Origin of the sequence: Pseudomonas sp. COW5, from assembly GCF_026240005.1 — a bacterium.
GTDB classification, from domain to species: Bacteria; Pseudomonadota; Gammaproteobacteria; order Pseudomonadales; family Pseudomonadaceae; genus Aquipseudomonas; species Aquipseudomonas kribbensis.
In genome coordinates, this window is the sequence record NZ_JAPHVP010000001.1 from 1,024,589 (window position 1) to 1,047,606 (window position 23,018).

The window sequence follows — 23,018 nt, forward strand, 5'->3', positions numbered from 1 at the left end:
GGGTTACGCCTTCTTCTGGTGTTGAGCCAACGCTGCTTTCACGAAACCGCTGAACAGCGGGTGACCGTCACGCGGAGTCGAGGTGAATTCCGGGTGGAACTGGCAAGCGACGAACCATGGATGATCCGGAGCTTCGACCACTTCGACCAGCGCAGCATCGGAAGAACGACCGGAAATCTTCAGGCCGGCCTCGATGATTTGCGGCAGCAGGTTGTTGTTCACTTCGTAACGGTGACGGTGACGCTCGACAATCACATCCTTGCCGTAGCAGTCGTGCACCTTGGAGCCGGCTTCGAGCAGGCATTCCTGAGCGCCGAGGCGCATGGTGCCGCCCAGGTCGGACGCTTCGGTACGCACTTCAACGGCGCCGGTGGCGTCTTCCCACTCGGTGATCAGACCGACAACCGGATGGCCGCTGGCACGATCGAACTCGGTGGAGTTGGCGTCTTTCCAGCCCAGCACGTTACGGGCGAACTCGATGACCGCCACTTGCATGCCCAGGCAGATACCCAGGTATGGAACTTTGTTTTCGCGAGCGTATTGAACGGCAGTGATCTTGCCTTCCACGCCACGCAGACCGAAGCCGCCCGGTACGAGGATCGCGTCAACGCCTTCCAGCAGCGCAGTGCCCTGATTTTCGATGTCTTCGGAATCGATGTAGCGCAGGTTGACCTTGGTGCGGTTGGTGATGCCGGCGTGACTCATCGCTTCGATCAGCGACTTGTAGGCGTCCAGCAGCTCCATGTACTTGCCGACCATCGCGATGGTGACTTCGTGCTCAGGGTTCAGCTTGGCATCGACGACCTTTTCCCATTCGGACAGGTCGGCGCCATTGCATTGCAGGCCGAAACGCTCGACGACGAAATCGTCCAGACCCTGGGCGTGCAGCACGGCCGGGATCTTGTAGATGGTATCGACGTCTTCCAGGGAGATCACCGCACGCTCTTCAACGTTGGTGAACAGCGCGATCTTGCGACGCGACGACACGTCCACCGGATGGTCGGAGCGGCAGATCAGCACGTCTGGCTGCAGGCCGATCGAACGCAGCTCTTTTACGGAGTGCTGGGTCGGTTTGGTCTTGGTTTCGCCAGCGGTGGCGATGTACGGAACCAGGGTCAGGTGCATCAACATCGCGCGCTTGGAACCGACTTCCACACGCAGCTGGCGGATGGCTTCGAGGAACGGTTGCGATTCGATGTCGCCAACGGTACCGCCGATTTCCACCAGGGCCACGTCGGCATCGCCGGCACCCTTGATGATGCGACGCTTGATTTCGTCGGTGATGTGCGGAATCACCTGGATGGTTGCACCCAGGTAGTCACCACGGCGCTCTTTGCGCAGCACGTGCTCGTAGACACGGCCGGTGGTGAAGTTGTTGTTCTGGGTCATGGTCGTGCGGATGAACCGCTCGTAGTGGCCCAGATCCAGGTCGGTCTCGGCGCCGTCGTGGGTGACGAACACTTCACCGTGCTGGAACGGGCTCATGGTGCCCGGGTCGACGTTGATGTACGGATCCAGCTTCAGCATGGTGACCTTAAGCCCCCGCGCCTCCAGGATGGCCGCCAATGAAGCCGATGCAATGCCTTTCCCCAAAGAAGAAACAACACCGCCCGTGACGAATATGTAGCGCGTCATGAAAAACCCTAGAAGTCTGCGTTAAAGCGGTCCGAGCCGCCGGGGAAAGCGAAGGAAGGCCGAAGCCCCCGATCACCTGCATTAATCACAGTGCACCTTTCAAAAAAACCGCCGCGTTGGGACAGACCGGAAGTGAAAACACCGGTACGTTGCTCGCTACACATTTTTTGGAATCGCCCAGCAAAGACTGCTTGGTAATCGGCAACTCCTGCAATTCAGGCGAATCCACAGAAGTTGTATCAAGAAGGGAGCGTAGTCTACCGGAATGCCCCCTTCATCTCAAACCTTGATCTTCGTCAGAAGGCTGCCAATGCAATCGCCAGCCCTCCAGTGCATTGCCATCGAGCCCCGGCAGGTTCGCCACGGCGAGCAATTCTTCACCGCGAAACAGCAGCGGCAATCTGCCACGCACAAAGGCCGGCACCGCGCGCTCATTGAGCAGGCGCTTGAGATCGCGATGTCCGCGATCCGCCAGATGCATCACCTCGCCGCCCTGCCGATAGCGGATCCGCAGCGGCCCTGCGGGAGTCTGACCGCTGAACATGACACGCCCGTTATCGGGCAAGCGTAGCGCCAGCGACGTCTCGCGCCAGTCGCCGCTGACCACCGGCGTGCGCAGCCAATGGCCGCTGAGCCACCACAGACGACCGGCGCTGCGGTGCAACTCGCCATCTGCCAGACGCCAGACCGGAGCGGCATCGTGACCGGCATCGCGCAGATCGATCCAACCCGACCAATGGTCGGTATCCGGCAGTCGGGTGAGCGGTTCAAGCCAGTGACTGAGTGCATTGCGCTGGCGCGCATCGGACAACCCGGCGATGACCGCGAACTCAAGCGATGGCAATCCCGACCATTCGAACTCCCTGGGCAAGCTCGCTTGAGCCAGATCGATCTGCGCCAGTTCATCGAGCAAACCTTGCGCCTCCCGCAAATGCGCCCCACTGCGGGCCATGCTGGCGTGTGCCTGCGGCCAGCGACCGGTCAGCAGCGGCATGACCTGATGGCGCAGATAGTTGCGCGAGAACTGTCGATCCTGATTCGACGGATCCTCCACCCAACGCAGACCATGATCCCGCGCATAGGCTTCCAGTTCGGCACGCGGGATATCGAGCAACGGCCGAACCAGACTGCCCTGCCCCAACGCTCGTTGCGCCGGCATGCCGGACAGGCCGCGCACTCCGGCGCCACGCAGCAACCGGAACAACAGCGTTTCAGCCTGATCGTCGCGATGCTGTCCGGTCAGCAGCACATCATCGGCCTGAGCCGCCGCACTGAACGCCGCATAGCGCGCATCCCGTGCCGCGCGCTCTACACTCGCCCCCGGCTGCACCTGCACACGCACCACTTGCAACGGCACCGACAGTTCGTCGCAGACATCCTGACAATGCGCCGGCCACGCATCGGCCGCAGCCTGAAGGCCGTGATGAACATGAATGGCGCTTAGCGCCGGAAGGGATTCGGTTTTGGCGAGATTGGCCAGGAGGTGCAGCAGAACGGTGGAGTCGAGGCCACCGGAGAAGGCGATGCGCCAATGGGAAGCACCGAGCCAGGGCTTGAGATTGCGCAAAAGCCTGGAAGGCAAATCAATCGAGGGCTGACCCATTTTTCTACCTTTTCACAAACCAAAAGTGGGAGCGGGCTTGCTCGCGAAAGCGTTGAAACAGCCAACACAGTTGTTGAATGTTACATCGCATTCGCGGGCAAGCCCGCTCCCACAGTGTTTTGCATCGATGGCCGAAACGGCTCGACTTAGAGACCGTAGCTCATCAGACGATCGTAACGACGCTTGAGCAGCGCTTCGTTGTCGAGCTTCTTCAGCATCGCCAGTTGCGAGCTCAGCTCGGCACGGATCGAGGCAGCAGCAGCCGCCGGATCGCGGTGAGCGCCGCCCAGAGGCTCGCCGATCACTTTGTCGACGATGCCCAGACCTTTCAGACGCTCGGCGGTAATGCCCATCGCTTCAGCGGCATCCGGCGCCTTTTCTGCGGTTTTCCACAGAATCGAAGCGCAACCTTCCGGCGAGATCACCGCGTAGGTCGAGTACTGCAGCATGTTCAGCTGATCGCAGACACCGATTGCCAGTGCGCCGCCGGAACCACCTTCACCGATAACGGTGGCGATGATCGGGGTTTTCAGACGAGCCATGACGCGCAGGTTCCAGGCAATTGCTTCGCTCTGGTTGCGCTCTTCGGCGTCGATGCCAGGGTAGGCGCCCGGAGTGTCGATGAAGGTCAGGATCGGCATCTTGAAGCGCTCGGCCATCTCCATCAGGCGGCAAGCCTTGCGGTAGCCTTCCGGGCGCGGCATGCCGAAGTTGCGGCGTACCTTTTCGCGTACTTCACGGCCTTTCTGGTGACCGATCACCATCACTGGCTGGTCTTCCAGACGTGCCACGCCGCCCACAATGGCCGCGTCGTCGGAGAAGTGACGGTCACCGTGCAGTTCGTCGAACTCGGTGAAGATGTGCTCGATGTAGTCCAGGGTGTATGGACGTTTCGGGTGACGTGCCAGACGTGCGATCTGCCAGCTGGTCAGCTTGCCGAAGATGTCTTCGGTGAGCGTCTTGCTCTTGTCCTGCAGGCGGGAGATCTCATCGCCGATATTCAGCGAATTGTCATTACCGACCAAGCGCAACTCTTCGATCTTGGCTTGCAGGTCGGCGATCGGCTGTTCGAAATCCAGGAAATTCGGGTTCATAGGCGTCCGTCTTGGGTCGTGTCCCAAGTGAGCTTGGGGCCGGCCGGTTGTCTATTCGCGCCCTACCTTAAGGGAGAGGCGCGCTGAGGTCGAGATTAAAAATTCAGGTTGTGGGCAGGCGGTTCGGTCTCACCTGCCGGTCAACGGTATTGGAGGAAGACGTTGTCTCGCCCGAACTGGTCACGCAGGGCTTGAATCAAGGCATCCGCCGGGTCGATCCGCCAGGTCTCGCCAAACTGCAGCAAGGTCTTCGCATCCGGGCTGGTGTATTCCATGGTGATCGGGCACGCCCCGCGATGACGCTTGAGCAAATCCCCCAACCAGCGTAGCTGATCGCCTTTCAGGTCCTGGGTCTGCAGCTTCAGGCGCAGGCTCTCGGCCAGATTGGTGCGCGCATCTTCCATGCTCATCACCCGCTTGACCCTCAGGCGCAGGCCGCCGGAGAAGTCATCGTTGCTGACCTCGCCTTCGACCACCACCATCGCATCGGTCTGCAGCAGTGATTGCGCGGAGTGGAACGCATCGGCAAACAGCGACGCCTCGATCCGCCCGGAGCGGTCGTCGAGGGTGATGAAACCCATCTTGTCGCCCTTTTTGTTCTTCATCACTCGCAGGGCAATGATCATCCCCGCCACGGTCTGGGTGTCCCGGGCCGGTTTCAGGTCGATGATGCGCTGGCGGGCGAAACGGCGGATTTCGCCTTCGTATTCGTCGATCGGGTGGCCGGTCAGGTACAGGCCGAGGGTGTCTTTTTCACCCTTGAGGCGTTCCTTGAGCGTCAGCTCCTTGGCCTTGCGATGCAGCGCGTAAACGTCTGCGTCTTCCTCGACGAACAACCCGCCGAACAGGTCGGCGTGACCACTGTCGCGGGTGCGTGCAGTCTGTTCGGCCGACTTGATCGCCTCTTCCATCGCCGCCAGCAGCACAGCGCGGTTGCGGTCGATGTTGGCCTGATAAGCCTTCTGCTCGTCATGGAAGTACGGGCCGAGGCGATCCAGCGCACCGCTGCGGATCAAGCCGTCCAGCGTACGCTTGTTGATGCGCTTGAGGTCGACCCGGGCGCAGAAGTCGAACAGATCCTTGAACGGACCGGCCTGACGCGCTTCGGTAATCGCTTCCACCGGACCTTCGCCGACGCCTTTGATCGCGCCCAGGCCGTACACGATGCGGCCCTCGTCGTTCACCGTGAACTTGAACTCCGAAGTGTTCACGTCCGGCGCGTCGAGGCGCAGCTTCATCGTGCGCACTTCCTCGATCAAGGTCACGACCTTGTCGGTGTTGTGCATGTCCGCCGACAGTACCGCGGCCATGAACGGCGCCGGGTAGTGAGCCTTCAGCCAGGCGGTCTGGTACGACACCAGGCCGTAGGCGGCGGAGTGGGATTTGTTGAAGCCGTAACCAGCGAATTTCTCCACCAGGTCGAAAATGTTACCGGCAAGATCCGCGTCGATATTGTTCGACGCACAACCCTCAATGAAACCGCCACGTTGCTTGGCCATTTCCTCGGGTTTCTTCTTACCCATCGCCCGACGCAGCATGTCCGCACCACCAAGGGTGTAACCGGCCATGACCTGGGCGATCTGCATCACCTGTTCCTGATACAGGATGATGCCGTACGTCGGTGCCAGTACCGGCTGCAAGCCTTCGTACTGGTAATCCGGGTGCGGATACGCAAGCTCCGCGCGACCGTGCTTGCGGTTGATGAAGTCATCCACCATGCCGGACTGCAGCGGCCCCGGACGGAACAGGGCCACCAGTGCGATAAGGTCTTCGAGGCAGTCGGGCTTGAGCTTTTTGATCAGCTCTTTCATGCCACGGGATTCAAGCTGGAACACCGCAGTGGTTTCAGCTTTTTGCAGCAACTGATAGGTTGGCTTGTCATCCAGCGGGATGAACGCGATATCCAGCGGCGGCTCGTTGACCTTGGCGCGGTCGCGGTTGATGGTTTTCAGCGCCCAGTCGATGATCGTCAGGGTGCGCAGGCCGAGGAAGTCGAACTTCACCAGACCGGCCGCCTCCACGTCGTCCTTGTCGAACTGGGTCACCAGACCGTCGCCGGCCTCGTCGCAATAGATCGGCGAGAAGTCGGTCAGCTTGGTCGGCGCAATCACCACGCCACCGGCGTGTTTACCGACGTTACGCACCACGCCTTCGAGTTTGCGCGCCATCTCCCAGATTTCTGCAGCTTCTTCATCGACCTTGATGAAGTCGCGCAGGATTTCTTCCTGCTCGTAGGCTTTTTCCAGGGTCATGCCGACTTCGAACGGAATCATCTTCGACAGACGATCCGCCAGACCGAACGACTTGCCCTGGGCCCGCGCCACGTCCCGCACCACAGCCTTGGCCGCCATGGAACCGAAGGTGATGATCTGGCTTACGGCGTTGCGGCCGTATTTTTCGGCCACGTAGTCGATTACCCGGTCGCGGCCGTCCATGCAGAAGTCGACGTCGAAGTCAGGCATGGATACCCGTTCCGGGTTAAGGAAACGTTCGAAAAGAAGGTCGTATTCCAGCGGATCGAGGTCGGTGATCTTCTGCACATAGGCCACCAGCGATCCGGCACCCGACCCCCGGCCCGGGCCCACCGGCACGCCGTTGTTCTTGGCCCACTGGATAAAGTCCATCACGATCAGGAAGTAACCGGGGAATCCCATCTGGATGATGATATCCAGCTCGAAATTCAGCCGGTCGACATAGACCTGGCGCTTGGCCTCGTAATCTTCGGTGGTGTCCTTGGGCAGCAGCACGCTGAGGCGCTCGTCCAGACCATCGAACGATACCTTGCGGAAATACTCGTCGATGGTCATGCCATCGGGAATCGGATAGTCCGGCAGGAAGTGCTTGCCCAGCTTCACGTCAATGTTGCAGCGCTTGGCGATTTCGACGGTGTTTTCCACCGCGTCGGGCAGGTCGCTGAACAGCTCGGCCATTTCCTCGGCGCTTTTCAGGTACTGCTGATCGCTGTAATTCTTCGAACGACGCGGATCGTCGAGGGCCCGGCCCTCACCGATGCAGACGCGGGTTTCGTGGGCGGCGAAGTCTTCCTGCTTGATGAAGCGCACATCGTTGGTGGCGACCAGCGGCGCACCGAGTTTCTCGGCCAGGGCCACAGCACCGTGCAGTTGCTCTTCGTCGTTCGGGCGATTGGTACGCTGGATTTCCAGATAGAAACGATCCGGGAAGACCGACATCCACTCACGGGTCAGGACTTCGGCCTCGGCGGGGTTGCCGCCGATCATCGCCATGCCGATCTCGCCTTCTTTCGCGGCGGACAGCATGATCAGGCCTTCGTTGGCCTCGGCCACCCACTCGCGCTCGATGATGATCATGCCGTTGCGCTGACCATCGATGAAGCCACGGGAAATCAGCTCGGTCAGGTTGCGATAGCCCAGGGCGTTCATGACCAGCAGGCTGATCCGGCTCAGCGGACCATCCGGATCCTTGTTCGACAGCCACAGGTCGGCGCCGCAGATCGGCTTGATCCCCGCGCCCATGGTGTTTTTATAGAATTTGACCAGCGAACACATGTTGTTCTGGTCGGTAACCGCAACGGCCGGCATGCCCATGCCGGTCAGGGCCTTGACCAGCGGCTTGATCCGCACCAGCCCGTCGACCAGGGAGTATTCAGTGTGCAGGCGTAGATGAACGAATGAAGCCGGCATAGTGATCCTGTCCAGTTACATAGAGACAACAAGGCCCGGATTGTACCGGGCCCCGAATAAAACATCAGCCTCGCCGCTAAACCTGCGTGAGACCTTCAAGCGCCTCGTAAGCCTGCCGCACGGGGGCAAACGAACGCCGGTGAATCGGCGTCGGCCCGAGGCGCACCAGCGCTTCCAGATGAACGGGCGTCGGATAGCCTTTATGGCCGCCGATGCCGTAACCCGGGTAGATCAACTCGAACGCCGCCATTTCGCGGTCGCGACTGACCTTGGCCAGAATCGATGCGGCGGCGATGGCCGGGACCTTGCTATCGCCCTTGACCACCGCTTCGGAACGCATCGGCAGTTTCGGGCAGCGGTTGCCGTCGATCATCGCCAGTTTCGGCTGGATATGCAGACCCGCAACGGCGCGCTGCATCGCCAGCATGGTGGCGTGCAGGATGTTCAGTTCGTCGATTTCTTCGACTTCGGCGCGGGCGATGCACCAGCTCAACGCCTTTTCGCAGATTTCGTCGTAGAGCTTTTCACGCTTGGCTTCGGTCAGCTTTTTCGAGTCGTTGAGACCAAGAATCGGCCGGTTCGGATCGAGGATGACTGCTGCCGTGACGACCGCGCCGCACAAAGGGCCGCGACCGACTTCATCAACGCCGGCCACCAATTCTTCGACTTCGGCGACCAGGGTGAAATCCAGGCCCATCTGCATGCTTGTCTTGCTCATCGAGTTTGACCGATCAAGTTCAGAACGGCGTCAGCCGCCTGATTGGAGGCGTCCAGGCGCAGGGTGCGGTGGATCTCATCGAAGCCGCGAGTCTGTTCTTCACCGCCGTCGATCAGCGGCGACAGGGTCTGGGCCAGTGCCTCGACCGTAGCATCATCCTGCAACAATTCCGGCACCAGCAACCGCTGGGCCAGCAGGTTCGGCAGGGAGACGTACGGGCTCTTGACCATGCGTTTGAGAATCCAGAACGTCAGCGGCGCAAGACGATAGGCCACGACCATCGGGCGCTTGTAGAGCAGCGCCTCAAGGGTCGCCGTGCCCGACGCGATCAGGACCGCGTTGCACGCTGCCAGCGCCAGATGGGACTTGCCGTCTAGCAGGGTCACCGGCAGGTCGCGACCGGCCAGCAGCTCTTCGAGCTGGGCCCGACGCTCCGGGTTGGCACATGGAATGACGAAGCACAAACCCGGACGCATGGCGCGCAGGCGTTCGGCGGTATCGAGAAACAGCGCGCCCAGACGACTGACTTCGCCGCCCCGGCTGCCCGGCATCAAAGCCACCAGCGGACCGTCAGGCAAACCCAGTTCGGCTCGCGCAGCGGCGCGATCGGCTTCCAGTGGAATGGTATCGGCCAACGTATGGCCGACGAACCGCACCGGTACGCCCTTCTCTTCATAAAACCTGGCTTCGAACGGCAGCAGCGTGAGCATCAGGTCGCAGCCTTCGCGGATCTTCAACACGCGCTTCTGCCGCCACGCCCATACCGACGGGCTGACGTAGTGCACGGTCTTGATTCCGGCCTGACGCAGCTTGAGTTCGATGTTGAGGTTGAAATCCGGCGCATCGATGCCGATGAACACATCCGGCTTCTGGGCGATCAGGGTGGCGATCAGGTCTTTGCGGCGCTTGAGCAGCTCACGCAGCCGACCGAGAACCTCGACCAACCCCATGACCGACAGGCGCTCCATGGGGAAATAGGAATTCAGGCCTTCGGCCTGCATCAGGGGGCCACCGACGCCGATAAACTCGACCGCCGGATGCTGTGCCTTGAGGGCACGCATCAGACCGGCGCCCAGAATATCGCCGGAAGCCTCACCCGCCACCAGCGCAATACGCAGATTGGCCATGATCAGCGAGTGATGCCGCGAGACGACGACTGGATGGAGTCACGGAACACCGCAACTTCCGGGAACTGGGCGGCGGGCTCGGCCAGTTCGGCCAGCGCTTGCTCGACAGTCAGCCCCTGGCGATAAACGGTTTTGTAGGCGCGGCGCAGGGCGTGAATCGCATCCTCGCTGAAACCACGACGACGCATGCCTTCAAAATTCATGCTGCGAGCTTCAGCCGGGTTGCCGAACACCGTAACGAACGCCGGGACGTCCTTGCCGATGGCCGTTCCCATGCCGGAAAAGCTGTGGGCACCGATGTGGCAATACTGATGCACCAGCGTGAAGCCGGACAGGATCGCCCAATCCTCGACATGCACGTGGCCGGCCAGTGCCGTGTTGTTGACCAGAATGCAATGGTTGCCGATGACACTGTCGTGACCGATGTGGGCGTAAGCCATGATCAGGTTGTGATCGCCCAGGGTGGTTTCCGAGCGATCCTGAACCGTGCCACGGTGAATCGTCACGCCTTCACGGATAACGTTATGGTCACCGATCACCAGACGGGTCTCTTCACCCTTGTACTTGAGATCCGGCGTGTCTTCGCCTACCGAGGAAAACTGGTAGATGCGATTGTGCTTGCCGATTCGGGTCGGACCTTTAAGGATCACGTGTGGCCCGATCACTGTTCCCTCGCCGATTTCCACACCTGCGCCGATGATCGACCACGGGCCGACCTCGACACCCTCGGCCAGTACGGCCGAAGGATCGATGATTGCGCGAGGGTCAATCAAACTCATAGCTTGCGTTCCGCACAGATGATTTCAGCGGAGCAGACCGGCTTGCCATCGACCGAAGCCTGGCATTCGAACTTCCAGATCTGACGCTTGCAGCTGATGAACTTGGCTTCGAGGATCAACTGGTCACCCGGCAGCACCGGCTGACGGAAACGCAGTTTGTCGGAACCGACGAAATAGTAGAGGGTGCCATCGGCCGGTTTCACATCGAGCATCTTGAAACCGAGGATCCCGGCAGCCTGAGCCATTGCTTCAATGATCAACACGCCCGGCATGATCGGGTGCGCAGGAAAGTGGCCATTGAAGAACGGTTCGTTGATGCTGACATTCTTGTAGGCGCGAATGCGCTTGCCTTCCGTATCCAGTTCCACCACCCGGTCCACCAGCAGGAACGGGTAACGGTGAGGCAGGTATTCGCGAATCTCGTTGATGTCCATCATTTCGGGGGGAAGCCTATGTAAAGATTGGGAGCGCGACTGACGCGCACTCCTCTAGCAAATCAAGGAGGCAGTCCAGAGGCTGTGCACACTTGATATGGAAATGGTATCAGCCTTCAGATGAAGCGTTACCGCCAGGGGTCACTTCCCCTGCCTGCTTTTCCAGCTGTCGCAAGCGTCGCGCGATGTCATCGAGCTGACGGATGCGTGCCGCGCTTTTGCGCCACTCGGCAGCCGGCTGCATGGCCGTACCGGAAGAATAGGCGCCCGGCTCGGTAATCGAGTGAGTCACCATGGTCATCCCGGTCAGGAATACGTTGTCGCAAATATCGATGTGCCCTACCAGGCCGACACCACCGGCGAGCATGCAGTGCTTGCCGATCTTGGTGCTGCCGGAAATCCCCACGCACGCGGCCATGGCAGTGTGATCACCGACCTGAACGTTGTGGGCGATCTGAATCTGGTTGTCGAGCTTGACGCCGTTGCCGATCACGGTATCGGCCAACGCACCGCGGTCGATGGCGGTGTTCACGCCGATCTCCACATCGTCGCCGATGGTCACGCCACCGATCTGGGCGATTTTCTGCCAGATGCCTTTCTCGTTGGCAAAGCCGAAGCCCTCACCACCAAGCACAGCACCTGACTGAATCACCACTCGCTTGCCGATACGTACGTCGTGATACAGCGTGACACGCGGAGCCAGCCAGCCGCCTTCGCCGATTTCGCTGCGGGCACCGACAACGCAATGTGCGCCGAGCGTCACGCCCGCCCCGATCCGTGCACCTGCCTCGATCACCACAAAGGGACCGATGCTGGCAGTCGGATCGACCACGGCATCCGGAGCGATCACTGCCGACGGATGGATACCGGCTGCAGCTTTCGGCTTCGGATCGAACAGGTGAGAAATGCGTGCGTAAGCCAGATAAGGATCCGGCACCACCAACACATTCCCGGCATAACCTTCGGCATCAGCCGCCTTGAGCAGCAATGCCGCCGCTTGCGAGCCGGCCAGGTATTTGCGGTATTGAGGGTTTGCCAGAAAGCTCAACTGAGCTGGGCCAGCCTCCTGCAAGGTGGCTAGCCCAGTAATTTGCTTCTCGGGATCGCCACTCAGGGTGGCACCGAGGAACTCGGCCAACTGGCCGAGCTTGATAGTCACGGTCATGGGTTACTTCAGCTGATTCATGCGCTCGATAACCTGGCGCGTGATGTCGTACTGAGGTTTGACATCGATCACTGCGCCACGCTCGAACACCAGGTCAAAACCACCTTTCTTGATGACTTCTTCCACTGCGCTATCCAGTTTCGGCTTGAGCTGCTTGAGCATTTCACGGTCAGCAACAGCTTTGGCTTCGTTCAGTTCCTTGGACTGGAACTGGAAGTCACGGGCCTTTTGCTTGAATTCCAGCTCCAGACGCTCACGCTCGCCCTGCTGCATCTTGTCGCCGCCAGCCATCAGACGATCCTGGATACCCTTGGCGCTGCTTTCCAGCGTCTTCAGTTTGGTCAGTTGAGGACCGAACTTCTTCTCGGCATCCACGGCGTACTTCTTGGCCGCATCGGACTCCAGCAGAGCCATCTGATAGTTCAGAACAGCGATTTTCATGTCGGCAAATGCCGGGCCTGCCACCAGTACGGAGGCCAGGAGAACCAATTGAGTCAACTTACGCACGATGCACTCCTACAAAATCCATTGTCGTTATCTTGGGTCAGACGCTTAGAACGTCTGGCCGAGGGAGAATTGGAACACTTGAGTTTCAGCGTTATCCGGTTTCTTGATCGGTGTGGCCAACGCGAAGCTCAAAGGACCCAGTGCGGTAACCCAGGTCACGCCGACACCGACGGAACTGGCCATGTTGCTCAGGCTGATGTCGTTGCACTGTGTATTGGCCTTGGAACCATCGGCGTTTGTGGTCGACTTGCAAGTCGAGTCGAACACGTTACCGACGTCCCAGAATACCGATGTACGCAACGAACGCTGATCCTTCACGAACGGCAGCGGGAACAGCACCTCGACACCACCCTGGATCAACACGTTACCACCGAATGGCAGCGGATCCTGATCCGGGTCGGCAAGCGTACCGGCGTTACCGGTAACCGCCTGACCGCGGCTCGGCGTACTGCGCGGACCCAGGGTACTGTCTTTGAAACCACGTACCGAGTTGAAACCACCAGCATAGTAGTTTTCATAGAACGGCAAGCCGTCCGTCGAACCGTAACCGTCGCCATAACCCAGCTCGGTGTGCAGACGCAGGGTGTAGTTTTCGGTCAGTGGCTGGAACAGCTGGCCACGGTAATCCAGTTTGTAGAACGACAGGTCACTGCCAGGAATCGTCGTTTCCAGGGTCAGGCTCTGCGAACGGCCGCGGGTTGGCAGCACGCCTTTGTTCAGAGTGGACTCGGACCAGCCGGCCGATGCCTTGAAGTTCAGGTACTGGTCGCCTTCGCGCTTAACGAAGTCGAAAATTTCGTCAACGGTGTAGGTACCGGTCTTGATCTTGTCCTGTTGAGCGGACAGGCCGAAGGTCAGGCGCGAAGTCTCGCTGATCGGATAACCGACGTTCACGCCGGCGCCCAGGCTGTCTACCGCATAGCTTGCTACGTCGACGTCGAGGTCTTTGTAGTCGGTGGTGCGATAGAACGCGTTGTAACCCAGACTCACGCCATCGGCGGTCCAGTAGGGGTCAACGTAGCCGAAGTTGTAACGGCTCTGGTATTGGCTACGGGTCAGGCCGACGCTGACGCGGTTACCGGTACCGAGGAAGTTGTTCTGGGTGATCGAGCCACCGAGGATCAGACCGGCACTCTGGGCAAAACCGACGCTGGCAGTGATCGAACCGGAAGCCTGCTCTTCAACCGCATAGTTCACGTCAACCTGGTCGTCGACGCCCGGAACAGCCGGAGTCTCGACGTTCACTTCCTTGAAGAAGCCCAGACGTTCAAGACGAGTCTTGGACTGGTCGATCAGGTAGGTCGAAGCCCAGCCACCTTCCATCTGACGCATTTCACGGCGCAGCACTTCGTCTTCGGACTTGGTGTTGCCACGGAAGTTGATGCGGTTGACATAGGCTCGCTTGCCCGGATCGACAGCGAACAGGATGTCCACGGTGTGGTCGTCATCGTGCGGCTGCGGAACGCCATTGACGTTGGCGAAGGTGTAGCCCTCGTTACCCAGACGACGGGTGATCAGTTCCGAGGTGGTGGTCATCAGCTTGCGCGAGAACACCTGGCCTTTTTGCACCAGCAGCAGCGACTTGACCTGGTCTTCAGGGACTTTCAGGTCACCACTGAGCTTGACGTCACGAACGGTGTACTTCTCGCCTTCGTTGACGTTGACGGTGATGTAGACGTGCTTCTTGTCCGGGGTGATGGACACCTGGGTCGAAGCGATATCCATGTTGATATAGCCGCGGTCCAGGTAGTAGGAACGCAGACGTTCCAGGTCACCGGAAAGCTTTTCACGGGCGTACTTGTCATCGTTCTTGAAGAACGACAGCCAGTTGGTGGTCTTCAGTTCGAACAGGTCGGTCAGGTCTTCCTCAGGGAAAACCGTATTGCCCACCACGTTGATGTGCTGAATGGCAGCGACGGTGCCTTCGTTGATCTTCACTTTCAGGCCGACACGGTTGCGCGGCTGCGATACCACTTCGGTATCGACGGTGGCCGAGTAACGACCTTGCGCAACGTACTGGCGTTGCAGCTCGTTACGCACGCCTTCGAGGGTCGCACGCTGGAAGATCTCGCCTTCGGCCAGACCGGATTGCTTGAGGCCCTTCATCAGGTCTTCGGTGGAGATCGCCTTGTTGCCTTCGATCTCGATGCTCGCGACCGATGGACGTTCAACGACCGTGATCACCAGAACGTTGCCTTCGCGGCCCAGCTGGATATCTTGAAAGAAACCGGTTTTGAACAACGCACGAGTGGATTCCACCAGGCGACGATCATCCGCCTGCTCGCCGACGTTCAACGGCAAGGCACCAAAGACGCTACCCGCGGAGACCCGCTGGAGGCCATTGACGCGAATATCAGAGATAGTGAAGGACTCGGCGTGAACTTCGGCGATCATCAATACGGTGAGAACCGCAGTTAGCAGCAGACGTTTCATGAAGTCCTTTCTTATTCCAACTGGCAATAAACAAACTGCCGCAAAATGCGGCAGATTCGCAATTCAGCGAAGCGTTACAGTCGACCCAGATCGTTGACCAGAGCAAGCAACATCACCCCGACCACCAAACTGATACCGATCTGTATCCCCCAACCTTGCACCCGATCCGACAAGGGACGACCACGCGCCCACTCGATCAGATAAAACAACAAATGCCCCCCATCCAGTACAGGAATAGGCAGCAAATTCAGAACCCCCAGGCTAATACTCAGATAAGCAAGGAAATTCAGGAAATCAGCAACGCCCGACTGGGCAGAAGCGCCCGCCACTTTAGCAATGGTTATCGGTCCACTCAAGTTTTTTACCGAGAGCTCGCCGAACAGCATTTTCTTCAGTGAATCCAGCGTCAGCACGCTCATGGTCCAGGTACGACGGGCGCCCTCGCCAATCGCGGCCAAAGGACCATAACTGACCTCGCGGATCATCTCCGGTGGCCAGTCGACAGCTTTCACTCCCGCCCCCAGATAACCACTTGGTGACTTGCTTTCGCCGCGCGCCGCCAGCGTCACGGGGACGTCGATTTGAGCACCGTCGCGCTCGACGTGCAGCATGATTTTGGTATCAGGACGCGTACGAACGGTGTCGACCACTTGTTGCCAGTCATCCAGCGCCTTGCCGTCCAGTGCCAGCAGACGGTCACCGGTCTTCAACCCGGCTGCCTGGGCCGGGCCTTTCGGATCGAGCTCAGCGAGAATCGGCGGCAACGCTGGACGCCATGGGCGGATACCCAGAGAGCGAATCGGATCCGGCTCGTCAGCACCCTTGAGCCAGTGATCCAGCGCAAGCTCACGCGGCGAATCAGCCGTAGAGCCCTGCTCACGCACCAATACCTGCAAGGAACCGCTTTCCCCCAGGCGACGTACCAGTTGCAGATTGACCGCTGCCCAGCCCGAAGTCGGCTCGCCGTCGATGGCAACGATTTCCTGACCTGCATTCAGACCGGCTTTCGCAGCGATACTGCCGGACTCGACAGCACCGATGACGGGACGTACCTGTTCGCTGCCGAGCATGGCCAGCACCCAGAAGAACACCATGGCCAGCAGGAAGTTGGCGACCGGGCCAGCAGCCACGATAGCAATACGCTGACGAACGGACTTGCGATTGAAAGACAAATGAAGCTGATCAGCGGGCACTTCACCTTCACGCTCATCGAGCATCTTGACGTAGCCACCCAACGGAATGGCAGCAACGACAAATTCTGTCCCCTGCTTGTCATGCCAGCGCAGCAACGGCATGCCGAAGCCCACGGAAAAACGCAGGACCTTGACGCCACAGCGACGCGCGACCCAGAAGTGGCCGAATTCGTGAAAGGTGACCAGCACACCCAGGGCGATCAGGGTGCCGGCAATCATATAGAGCGCGCTCATCTACTTTCTCCGCAATCCTGTTCTATGCCGCGTGAAGCCATGTACCGCAGGGTCTATCGACCGTGACGAGTCAGCCACTGCCCGGCGAGCGTACGTGCTGCCGCGTCCGCCGTGAACACCGCATCGAGATCATTCAGAGCAACCACCGGCTCGAGGTTCAAGACCTCCTCGATGATACTCGCGATTTCGAGGTAGCGAACCCGCCCGTCGAGAAACGCCGCCACCGCGACTTCATTCGCGGCATTGAGCATGGCAGGTGCACTGTTGCCGGCCTCGGCCGCCTGACGGGCGAGCCGCAGGCACGGGAAGCGCTCTTCATCGGGCGCTTCGAAGTCCAGGCGCGCGATGGCAAACAGGTCCAGTGGCGCCACGCCCGAATCAATGCGTTCAGGCCAGGCCAGCGCATTGGCGATCGGCGTACGCATGTCGGGATTACCCAGCTGCGCCAATACCGAGCCATCTACGTAGTCGACCAGAGAGTGAATCACGCTCTGTGGATGGATCACCACTTCGACTTGCGACGGCCGGGCATCGAACAGCCAGCAGGCTTCGATCAGTTCGAGCCCCTTGTTCATCATGCTGGCCGAATCCACGGAAATCTTGCGACCCATGGACCAGTTAGGATGGGCACAGGCCTGGTCGGGAGAAACATGCGCCAGTTCGGCCATCGGCGTCTGCCGGAAAGGACCACCCGAGGCTGTCAGCAAAATCCGACGCACACCGACATTGCTCAAACCACGAGCGAAATCCTGCGGCATACACTGGAAAATCGCGTTGTGCTCACTGTCGATGGGCAGCAGGACCGAACCGCTCTTGCGCACAGCCTCCATGAACAAGGCGCCGGACATGACCAACGCCTCCTTGTTCGCCAGGAGAATTTTCTTGCCCGCCTCGACAGCGGCGAGGGTCGGTCGCAGACCGGCGGCGCCGACGATGGCCGCCATCACGGCATCCACCTCAGGGGCTGCCGCGACCTGACACAAACCTTCCTCACCCACCAGCACCCGGGTCGACAGGCCGGCGGCACGCAAATCGTCCTGCAAACCACGGGCTGCCGCGACTTCCGGCACCACAGCGAACTGCGGCACATGGCGTACGCACAAGGCAAACAGCTCGCTCAGACGCGTAAAGCCACTGAGCGCAAACACCTGATAACGCTCAGGGTGACGAGCGATGACATCCAGAGTGCTCAGACCGATCGAGCCGGTTGCCCCCAGAACAGTGACCTGTTGTGGGCGGCTCACGGTGCAGCCATCCACAACAGCACGGCGAATACCGGGATCGCGGCCGTCAAGCTGTCAATGCGATCCAGTATGCCGCCATGACCCGGCAGCAGATTGCTGCTGTCCTTGATACCGGACTGACGCTTGAACATGCTTTCAGTCAGATCGCCCACCACCGAGATGAACACGATCAGCGCAGCACCAATCAGGCCTTTGAACAGTTGCGCCACTGTCCAGTCACGAAACAGAGCGACCAGCGTGGTGATGACGAGGCTCAGCGCCAGGCCGCCATACACGCCTTCCCAGCTTTTGCCCGGGCTGACTTGCGGGGCCAGCTTGCGCTTGCCGAATGCACGTCCGGAAAAGTAGGCCCCGATATCGGCGCCCCAGACCAGCACCATCACCGCCATGATTAACCAGTTACCCAGCGGATACTGCTTGATCTGAACCAGCCCTTGCCAGGCCGGCAGGAGAATCAGCAGGCCGATCACCAGTTTGCTGGCGGCACTGGCCCAGCGCTCGCTGGAGCGCGGATAGGTCAGCACCAGCCAGGTCGCTACTACCCACCAGATCACCGAAGCACCGAGCACCCAGGGCGCCAGCCCCGGCAGGATGTACATGACGAACAGCATCAGCGCGACGACTGCCGCATAACCAACGCGAAACGATTGCGCGGTGAAACCGGCCAGGCGCGCCCATTCCCAGGCACCCAGACTGACAACCAGGCCGATGAACAGCGCAAAACCGGAACCCTCGAGCAGGAAAAATCCGCCCAGTGCGATCGGCAGCAGGATCAGCGCAGTGATGATTCGTTGTTTAAGCATTAAACCCGGGCTCCAGCTTCGATCTGCTCGCTCGTTTTACCGAAACGGCGCTGACGCGAAGCGAAATCGGCCAGCGCATTACGCATGGCATCGTGTTTGAAGTCCGGCCAGAACAGGTCGGAGAAGTACAACTCGGCATAGGCCAGTTGCCACAGCAGGAAGTTGCTGATGCGGTGCTCGCCGCCAGTGCGGATGCACAGATCCGGCAGCGGCAGGTCACCGGTCGCCAGACAGGTTTGCAGCAGACCCGGGGTGATGTCTTCCGGCCGCAGGTGCCCGGCCTGAACTTCACGAGCCAGGCGCTGCGCAGCTTGCGCGATATCCCACTGACCGCCGTAGTTGGCGGCGATCTGCAGGATGAAGCGATTGGCACCCGCAGTCATTGCCTCAGCTTCACGCATGGCGGCCTGAAGCTCAGGATGAAACCGCGAACGGTCACCAATGATGCGCAGGCTGATGTTGTTGTCATTGAGGCGCTTGGCCTCACGACGCAGCGCCTTGAAGAACAGATCCATCAGGGCACTGACCTCATCGGCCGGGCGCTGCCAGTTTTCACTGGAGAAGGCGAACAGCGTCAACACCTCGACCCCGGCCTCGGCACACACCTCGATCACCGCCCGCACAGCGTCTACACCCGCTTTATGCCCGGCGACACCCGGCATAAAGCGTTTTTTCGCCCAGCGATTGTTGCCATCCATGATGATCGCGACATGGCGCGGCACCGCGGACGGCGCAGTCTGCTTGGTCTTTTCCATTTAAAGCTCGACCCTTATACGGCCATCAGATCCGCTTCTTTTTCCTTGGTAGCCGCGTCGATATCAGCTTCAGCCTTGTCGGTCAGCTTCTGGATATCAGCCGCCGCACGGCGCTCTTCGTCTTCGCTGATTTCCTTGTCCTTGACCAGCTTTTTCAAGTCACCCAGTGCATCACGGCGAATGTTGCGCACGGCAACGCGAGCATCTTCAGCCGCTGCGCGCGCCTGTTTGGTGAAGCCCTTACGGGTTTCTTCGGTCAGCGCCGGCATGGAAACCAGCAGCAGCTCGCCAAGGTTGGTCGGATTGAGGTTCAGACCGGCGTTCATGATCGCCTTGTCGACCGCCGTGAGCATGTTGCGCTCGAACGGCACGACCTGCAGGGTCCGGGAGTCTTTCACCGTTACGTTCGCGACACCGCTCAAAGGGGTATCTGCACCGTAGTAAGGCACCATCACGCTACCCAGAATGCTCGGGTGAGCCTTGCCGGTACGAATCTGGCCGAATGCATGACTCAGCGACTCGATCGACTTCTTCATGCGCTCTTGGGCGTCTTTCTTGATTTCGTTGATCATTGTTGAACTTCCTCGATCAGGGTTCCTTCAGCGCCGCCGTGCACGATGTTCAGCAGGGCGCCGGGCTTGTTCATGTTGAATACGCGCAATGGCATCTTGTGATCGCGGCACAGGCAGATGGCCGTCAGATCCATTACGCCCAGCTTGCGATCCAGTACTTCATCGTAAGTCAGATGATCGAACTTCTCGGCATGCGGGTCTTTGAACGGGTCGGCGGTGTAGACGCCATCGACCTTGGTTGCCTTGAGCACGACGTCCGCGTCGATCTCGATGGCACGCAGGCAGGCTGCCGAATCCGTGGTAAAGAACGGATTGCCGGTACCGGCCGCGAAAATCACCACGTCCTTGGAGTTCAGGTGGCGCATGGCCTTGCGACGATCATAGTGATCGGTCACACCGACCATGGAAATGGCCGACATCACGATGGCCGAGATATTGGCACGTTCCAGCGCATCGCGCATGGCCAGGGCGTTCATCACAGTGGCCAGCATGCCCATGTGGTCGCCAGTGACCCGATCCATGCCGGCCTTGCTCAGCGCTTCACCGCGGAACAGGTTGCCGCCGCCGATCACCAGACCGACCTGAACGCCGATGCCGACCAGCTGGCCGACTTCCAGCGCCATGCGGTCAAGCACTTTCGGATCGATCCCGAACTCTTCCGAGCCCATCAGGGCCTCGCCGCTAAGCTTGAGTAGAATGCGTTTATAGCGAGCCTGATAACCACTGCCCTGCTGAGCCATTGCGAATCTCTCCTGCGGCGTATTTAAAAATTCTTTGCGAGCTGTTTGCAGCTGCGTTCACTCTAGCGTGGCGCTGCTTCAGCGCCATCGGAACATGGCTTTGTAAGTCAGTTCCAAGGGGAAACCAATTAAAAATTGGTAACCCTATCTGAAAAGAGGCTGCGCGCGTGAGCGGGCAGCCTCTTTCGGGCGACAGTTGAAAAACCGTCTTACTGCTTGGCGGCAGCCACTTGAGCGGCAACTTCGGCAGCGAAGTCATCAACTGGCTTCTCGATGCCTTCGCCTACTTTGAAGTAGGTGAAGGAAACGATTTCGGCACCGGCTTTCTTCGCCAGCTCGCCAACCTTGACTTCAGGGTTCATGACGAAAGCTTGCTCTTTCAGCGAGGCTTCGGCTTTGAACTTGGTGATACGACCGTTGATCATGTTCTCAACGATGTTTTCCGGCTTGCCGGCGATCTTGTCGGCATTCAGCTGCAGGAATACGTTCTTCTCCCGCTCGATGGCCTCGGCGGAGATTTCCGACGCGTCCAGGAACTCCGGGTTCGAAGCTGCAACGTGCATGGCGATGTTCTTGGCCAGGTCGACGTCGCCGCCTTTCAGAACAACCACTGCACCAATCTTGTTGCCGTGCAGGTAAGCGCCTACAACGTCACCCTCAACACGCGCCAGACGACGGATGTTGACGTTTTCGCCACACTTGGCAACCAGGGCTTCACGAGCAGCTTCACGCGAAGCGATCAGCGGTGCCGCGTCGGTCAGTTTCTGAGCGAAGGCTTCTTCGAGGCTTTCGCTGACGAAGTTCTTGAAGTCGTCCTGCAGGGCCAGGAAGTCGGTCTGCGAGTTCACTTCCAGCAGAACGGCGGATTTGCCGTCAGCCTTGACAGCGATGGCGCCTTCAGCGGCAACGTTGCCGGCTTTCTTGGCAGCCTTGATCGCGCCCGAAGCACGCATGTCATCAATGGCTTTTTCGATGTCGCCGCCAGCCTTTTCCAGGGCTTTCTTGCAATCCATCATGCCTTCGCCGGTACGCTCGCGCAGTTCTTTGACCAACGCTGCAGTAATTGCTGCCATTTTCAAATTCCTCTTGGATAGGTTTTCAACCATTCCACCCGATCGAACGGGCGTTCAATTCTTCCCGAACCACCTTGTAGCCGCTGCACGTTACAGATACAGGGCGAGCGCTGCCACAAGTGGGCGCCAACAGATGGTTTTCGAGGTGGCAAAAAGGGGGCCAAGCCCCCTTTTTGCTTACTGAGTCAACGCCAGGGCGTCAATTACTCAGCTGCAGCCTGAGTTTCTTCAGCTGCGAATTCAACAGTACCGCCAGCAACGTTGTTGCGACCACGGATAACTGCGTCAGCCATCGAACCCATGTACAGCTGGATAGCGCGGATTGCGTCATCGTTGCCTGGGATGATGTAGTCAACGCCTTCCGGGCTGCTGTTGGTATCGACAACGCCGATGACCGGGATGCCCAGCTTGTTGGCTTCGGTGATCGCGATGCGCTCGTGGTCAACGTCGATCACGAACAGTGCGTCTGGCAGACCGCCCATGTCCTTGATGCCGCCCAGGGAGCGATCCAGTTTCTCAAGATCACGGGAGCGCATCAGCGCTTCTTTCTTGGTCAGCTTGGCGAAAGTACCGTCTTCGGCTTGTACTTCAAGGTCACGCAGACGCTTGATGGAAGCACGGATGGTCTTGAAGTTGGTCAGCATGCCGCCCAACCAGCGGTGATCGACGTACGGCGAACCGCAACGTGCTGCTTCTTCAGCAACGATCTTGCCAGCGGAACGCTTGGTGCCGACGAACAGAATCTTGTTTTTGCCCTGGGCCAGACGCTCTACGAAAGTCAGAGCTTCGTTGAACATTGGCAGGGTTTTTTCAAGGTTGATGATGTGAATCTTGTTACGCGCGCCGAAAATGTACTTGCCCATTTTCGGATTCCAGTAACGGGTTTGGTGACCGAAGTGCACACCGGCCTTCAGCATATCGCGCATATTGACTTGGGACATGATAGTTCCTTGATAAGTCGGGTTGGGCCTCCACGTATCCCAATGACCAACCCCTGATCCGAGGATCAAAGGCACCCAGGTCATCGTGTCGACACGTGTGTGGGTTAATGCTCCCGGGGCTATCCCCGGAAAGCGGCGCATTTTATACCACAGCAAGGCCGCAAACGGAACCCGGAATCTTTAATCCCGTCAGGGACATGGATGCCGGCCCCTTGGAATCGGCCTTGCGCGCACTATTGTATAGAGAGAAGCGATGCACGCAGGCGCGGATTTGCGCCTTTGGTCTGTTAGAATCGCGTTTTTCAG

The 23,018-nt window shown here is 59.4% G+C and carries 19 protein-coding genes; all 19 read right to left on the reverse strand.

Annotated elements, in window-relative coordinates:
- Window positions 1-3 precede the first annotated feature (3 nt).
- Window positions 4-1,635 (reverse strand): CTP synthase, encoded by a 1,632-nt coding sequence (locus OQ248_RS04775; RefSeq protein WP_011332696.1) that lies wholly within the window; start codon window positions 1,633-1,635, stop codon window positions 4-6.
- A 274-nt stretch (window positions 1,636-1,909) separates the two neighbouring features.
- Window positions 1,910-3,238, reverse strand: coding sequence for a tRNA lysidine(34) synthetase TilS (tilS, locus tag OQ248_RS04780; RefSeq protein ID WP_265812180.1), 1,329 nt, complete (start codon window positions 3,236-3,238; stop codon window positions 1,910-1,912).
- Window positions 3,239-3,384: 146 nt separating this feature from the next.
- Window positions 3,385-4,332 (reverse strand): acetyl-CoA carboxylase carboxyltransferase subunit alpha, encoded by a 948-nt coding sequence (locus OQ248_RS04785; RefSeq protein WP_085712849.1) that lies wholly within the window; start codon window positions 4,330-4,332, stop codon window positions 3,385-3,387.
- A 140-nt stretch (window positions 4,333-4,472) separates the two neighbouring features.
- A complete protein-coding gene (gene dnaE / locus OQ248_RS04790) occupies window positions 4,473-7,994 on the reverse strand; it encodes a DNA polymerase III subunit alpha (RefSeq protein ID WP_085712848.1) in 3,522 nt (1,173 codons plus the stop codon).
- Window positions 7,995-8,070: 76 nt separating this feature from the next.
- The gene (rnhB, locus tag OQ248_RS04795; RefSeq protein ID WP_085712847.1) at window positions 8,071-8,697 is read right to left on the reverse strand and encodes a ribonuclease HII; all 627 of its coding nucleotides are present in this window, start codon (window positions 8,695-8,697) and stop codon (window positions 8,071-8,073) included.
- 11 nt (window positions 8,698-8,708) lie between these two features.
- The gene (lpxB, locus tag OQ248_RS04800) at window positions 8,709-9,839 is read right to left on the reverse strand and encodes a lipid-A-disaccharide synthase (protein ID WP_265812181.1); all 1,131 of its coding nucleotides are present in this window, start codon (window positions 9,837-9,839) and stop codon (window positions 8,709-8,711) included.
- 2 nt (window positions 9,840-9,841) lie between these two features.
- Window positions 9,842-10,618, reverse strand: coding sequence for an acyl-ACP--UDP-N-acetylglucosamine O-acyltransferase (gene lpxA, locus OQ248_RS04805; protein WP_085712845.1), 777 nt, complete (start codon window positions 10,616-10,618; stop codon window positions 9,842-9,844).
- The gene (fabZ, locus tag OQ248_RS04810; RefSeq protein ID WP_003222142.1) at window positions 10,615-11,055 is read right to left on the reverse strand and encodes a 3-hydroxyacyl-ACP dehydratase FabZ; all 441 of its coding nucleotides are present in this window, start codon (window positions 11,053-11,055) and stop codon (window positions 10,615-10,617) included. Before fabZ ends, lpxA begins: the two co-directional genes overlap by 4 nt.
- A 106-nt stretch (window positions 11,056-11,161) precedes the next feature.
- Window positions 11,162-12,217: a UDP-3-O-(3-hydroxymyristoyl)glucosamine N-acyltransferase gene (lpxD, locus tag OQ248_RS04815; protein WP_265812182.1), complete on the reverse strand. Its 1,056-nt coding sequence runs from the start codon at window positions 12,215-12,217 to the stop codon at window positions 11,162-11,164.
- Window positions 12,218-12,220: 3 nt separating this feature from the next.
- On the reverse strand, window positions 12,221-12,724 hold the full coding sequence (locus OQ248_RS04820; RefSeq protein WP_003222140.1) for an OmpH family outer membrane protein: 504 nt from the start codon (window positions 12,722-12,724) through the stop codon (window positions 12,221-12,223).
- Window positions 12,725-12,769: 45 nt separating this feature from the next.
- Complete coding sequence (bamA, locus tag OQ248_RS04825) at window positions 12,770-15,157, reverse strand: outer membrane protein assembly factor BamA (protein ID WP_114881640.1); 2,388 nt, start codon at window positions 15,155-15,157, stop codon at window positions 12,770-12,772.
- Window positions 15,158-15,231: 74 nt separating this feature from the next.
- Window positions 15,232-16,584, reverse strand: a complete 1,353-nt coding sequence (gene rseP, locus OQ248_RS04830; protein ID WP_085729810.1) for a sigma E protease regulator RseP — start codon at window positions 16,582-16,584, stop codon at window positions 15,232-15,234.
- A gap of 53 nt (window positions 16,585-16,637) precedes the next feature.
- Window positions 16,638-17,828 carry a 1-deoxy-D-xylulose-5-phosphate reductoisomerase gene (ispC, locus tag OQ248_RS04835; RefSeq protein WP_114881639.1) on the reverse strand — a complete coding sequence of 397 codons (1,191 nt, stop codon included), beginning with the start codon at window positions 17,826-17,828 and terminating at the stop codon, window positions 16,638-16,640.
- Window positions 17,825-18,631, reverse strand: a complete 807-nt coding sequence (locus OQ248_RS04840) for a phosphatidate cytidylyltransferase (protein ID WP_265812183.1) — start codon at window positions 18,629-18,631, stop codon at window positions 17,825-17,827. Before OQ248_RS04840 ends, ispC begins: the two co-directional genes overlap by 4 nt.
- Complete coding sequence (gene uppS, locus OQ248_RS04845) at window positions 18,631-19,386, reverse strand: polyprenyl diphosphate synthase (RefSeq protein ID WP_248744299.1); 756 nt, start codon at window positions 19,384-19,386, stop codon at window positions 18,631-18,633. Before uppS ends, OQ248_RS04840 begins: the two co-directional genes overlap by 1 nt.
- Window positions 19,387-19,400: 14 nt before the next feature.
- Entirely contained in the window at window positions 19,401-19,958 is a 558-nt protein-coding gene (frr, locus tag OQ248_RS04850; protein ID WP_085688727.1) for a ribosome recycling factor, read from the reverse strand.
- On the reverse strand, window positions 19,955-20,698 hold the full coding sequence (pyrH, locus tag OQ248_RS04855; RefSeq protein WP_011332683.1) for a UMP kinase: 744 nt from the start codon (window positions 20,696-20,698) through the stop codon (window positions 19,955-19,957). The genes frr and pyrH overlap by 4 nt, the downstream gene beginning before the upstream one ends.
- A 209-nt stretch (window positions 20,699-20,907) precedes the next feature.
- Window positions 20,908-21,771, reverse strand: coding sequence for a translation elongation factor Ts (tsf, locus tag OQ248_RS04860; protein WP_085712838.1), 864 nt, complete (start codon window positions 21,769-21,771; stop codon window positions 20,908-20,910).
- A 203-nt stretch (window positions 21,772-21,974) separates the two neighbouring features.
- The gene (gene rpsB, locus OQ248_RS04865; protein ID WP_003222119.1) at window positions 21,975-22,712 is read right to left on the reverse strand and encodes a 30S ribosomal protein S2; all 738 of its coding nucleotides are present in this window, start codon (window positions 22,710-22,712) and stop codon (window positions 21,975-21,977) included.
- Between the last annotated feature and the right edge of the window lie 306 nt (window positions 22,713-23,018).

Coding starts and splice junctions, on each gene's coding strand:
- OQ248_RS04775 (WP_011332696.1), bottom strand. CDS start 1,635: ATGACGCGCTACATATTCGTCACGGGCGGTGTTGTTTCTTCTTTGGGG.
- tilS (WP_265812180.1), bottom strand. CDS start 3,238: ATGGGTCAGCCCTCGATTGATTTGCCTTCCAGGCTTTTGCGCAATCTC.
- OQ248_RS04785 (WP_085712849.1), bottom strand. CDS start 4,332: ATGAACCCGAATTTCCTGGATTTCGAACAGCCGATCGCCGACCTGCAA.
- dnaE (WP_085712848.1), bottom strand. CDS start 7,994: ATGCCGGCTTCATTCGTTCATCTACGCCTGCACACTGAATACTCCCTG.
- rnhB (WP_085712847.1), bottom strand. CDS start 8,697: ATGCAGATGGGCCTGGATTTCACCCTGGTCGCCGAAGTCGAAGAATTG.
- lpxB (WP_265812181.1), bottom strand. CDS start 9,839: ATGGCCAATCTGCGTATTGCGCTGGTGGCGGGTGAGGCTTCCGGCGAT.
- lpxA (WP_085712845.1), bottom strand. CDS start 10,618: ATGAGTTTGATTGACCCTCGCGCAATCATCGATCCTTCGGCCGTACTG.
- fabZ (WP_003222142.1), bottom strand. CDS start 11,055: ATGATGGACATCAACGAGATTCGCGAATACCTGCCTCACCGTTACCCG.
- lpxD (WP_265812182.1), bottom strand. CDS start 12,217: ATGACCGTGACTATCAAGCTCGGCCAGTTGGCCGAGTTCCTCGGTGCC.
- bamA (WP_114881640.1), bottom strand. CDS start 15,157: ATGAAACGTCTGCTGCTAACTGCGGTTCTCACCGTATTGATGATCGCC.
- rseP (WP_085729810.1), bottom strand. CDS start 16,584: ATGAGCGCGCTCTATATGATTGCCGGCACCCTGATCGCCCTGGGTGTG.
- OQ248_RS04840 (WP_265812183.1), bottom strand. CDS start 18,631: ATGCTTAAACAACGAATCATCACTGCGCTGATCCTGCTGCCGATCGCA.
- uppS (WP_248744299.1), bottom strand. CDS start 19,386: ATGGAAAAGACCAAGCAGACTGCGCCGTCCGCGGTGCCGCGCCATGTC.
- frr (WP_085688727.1), bottom strand. CDS start 19,958: ATGATCAACGAAATCAAGAAAGACGCCCAAGAGCGCATGAAGAAGTCG.
- pyrH (WP_011332683.1), bottom strand. CDS start 20,698: ATGGCTCAGCAGGGCAGTGGTTATCAGGCTCGCTATAAACGCATTCTA.
- tsf (WP_085712838.1), bottom strand. CDS start 21,771: ATGGCAGCAATTACTGCAGCGTTGGTCAAAGAACTGCGCGAGCGTACC.
- rpsB (WP_003222119.1), bottom strand. CDS start 22,712: ATGTCCCAAGTCAATATGCGCGATATGCTGAAGGCCGGTGTGCACTTC.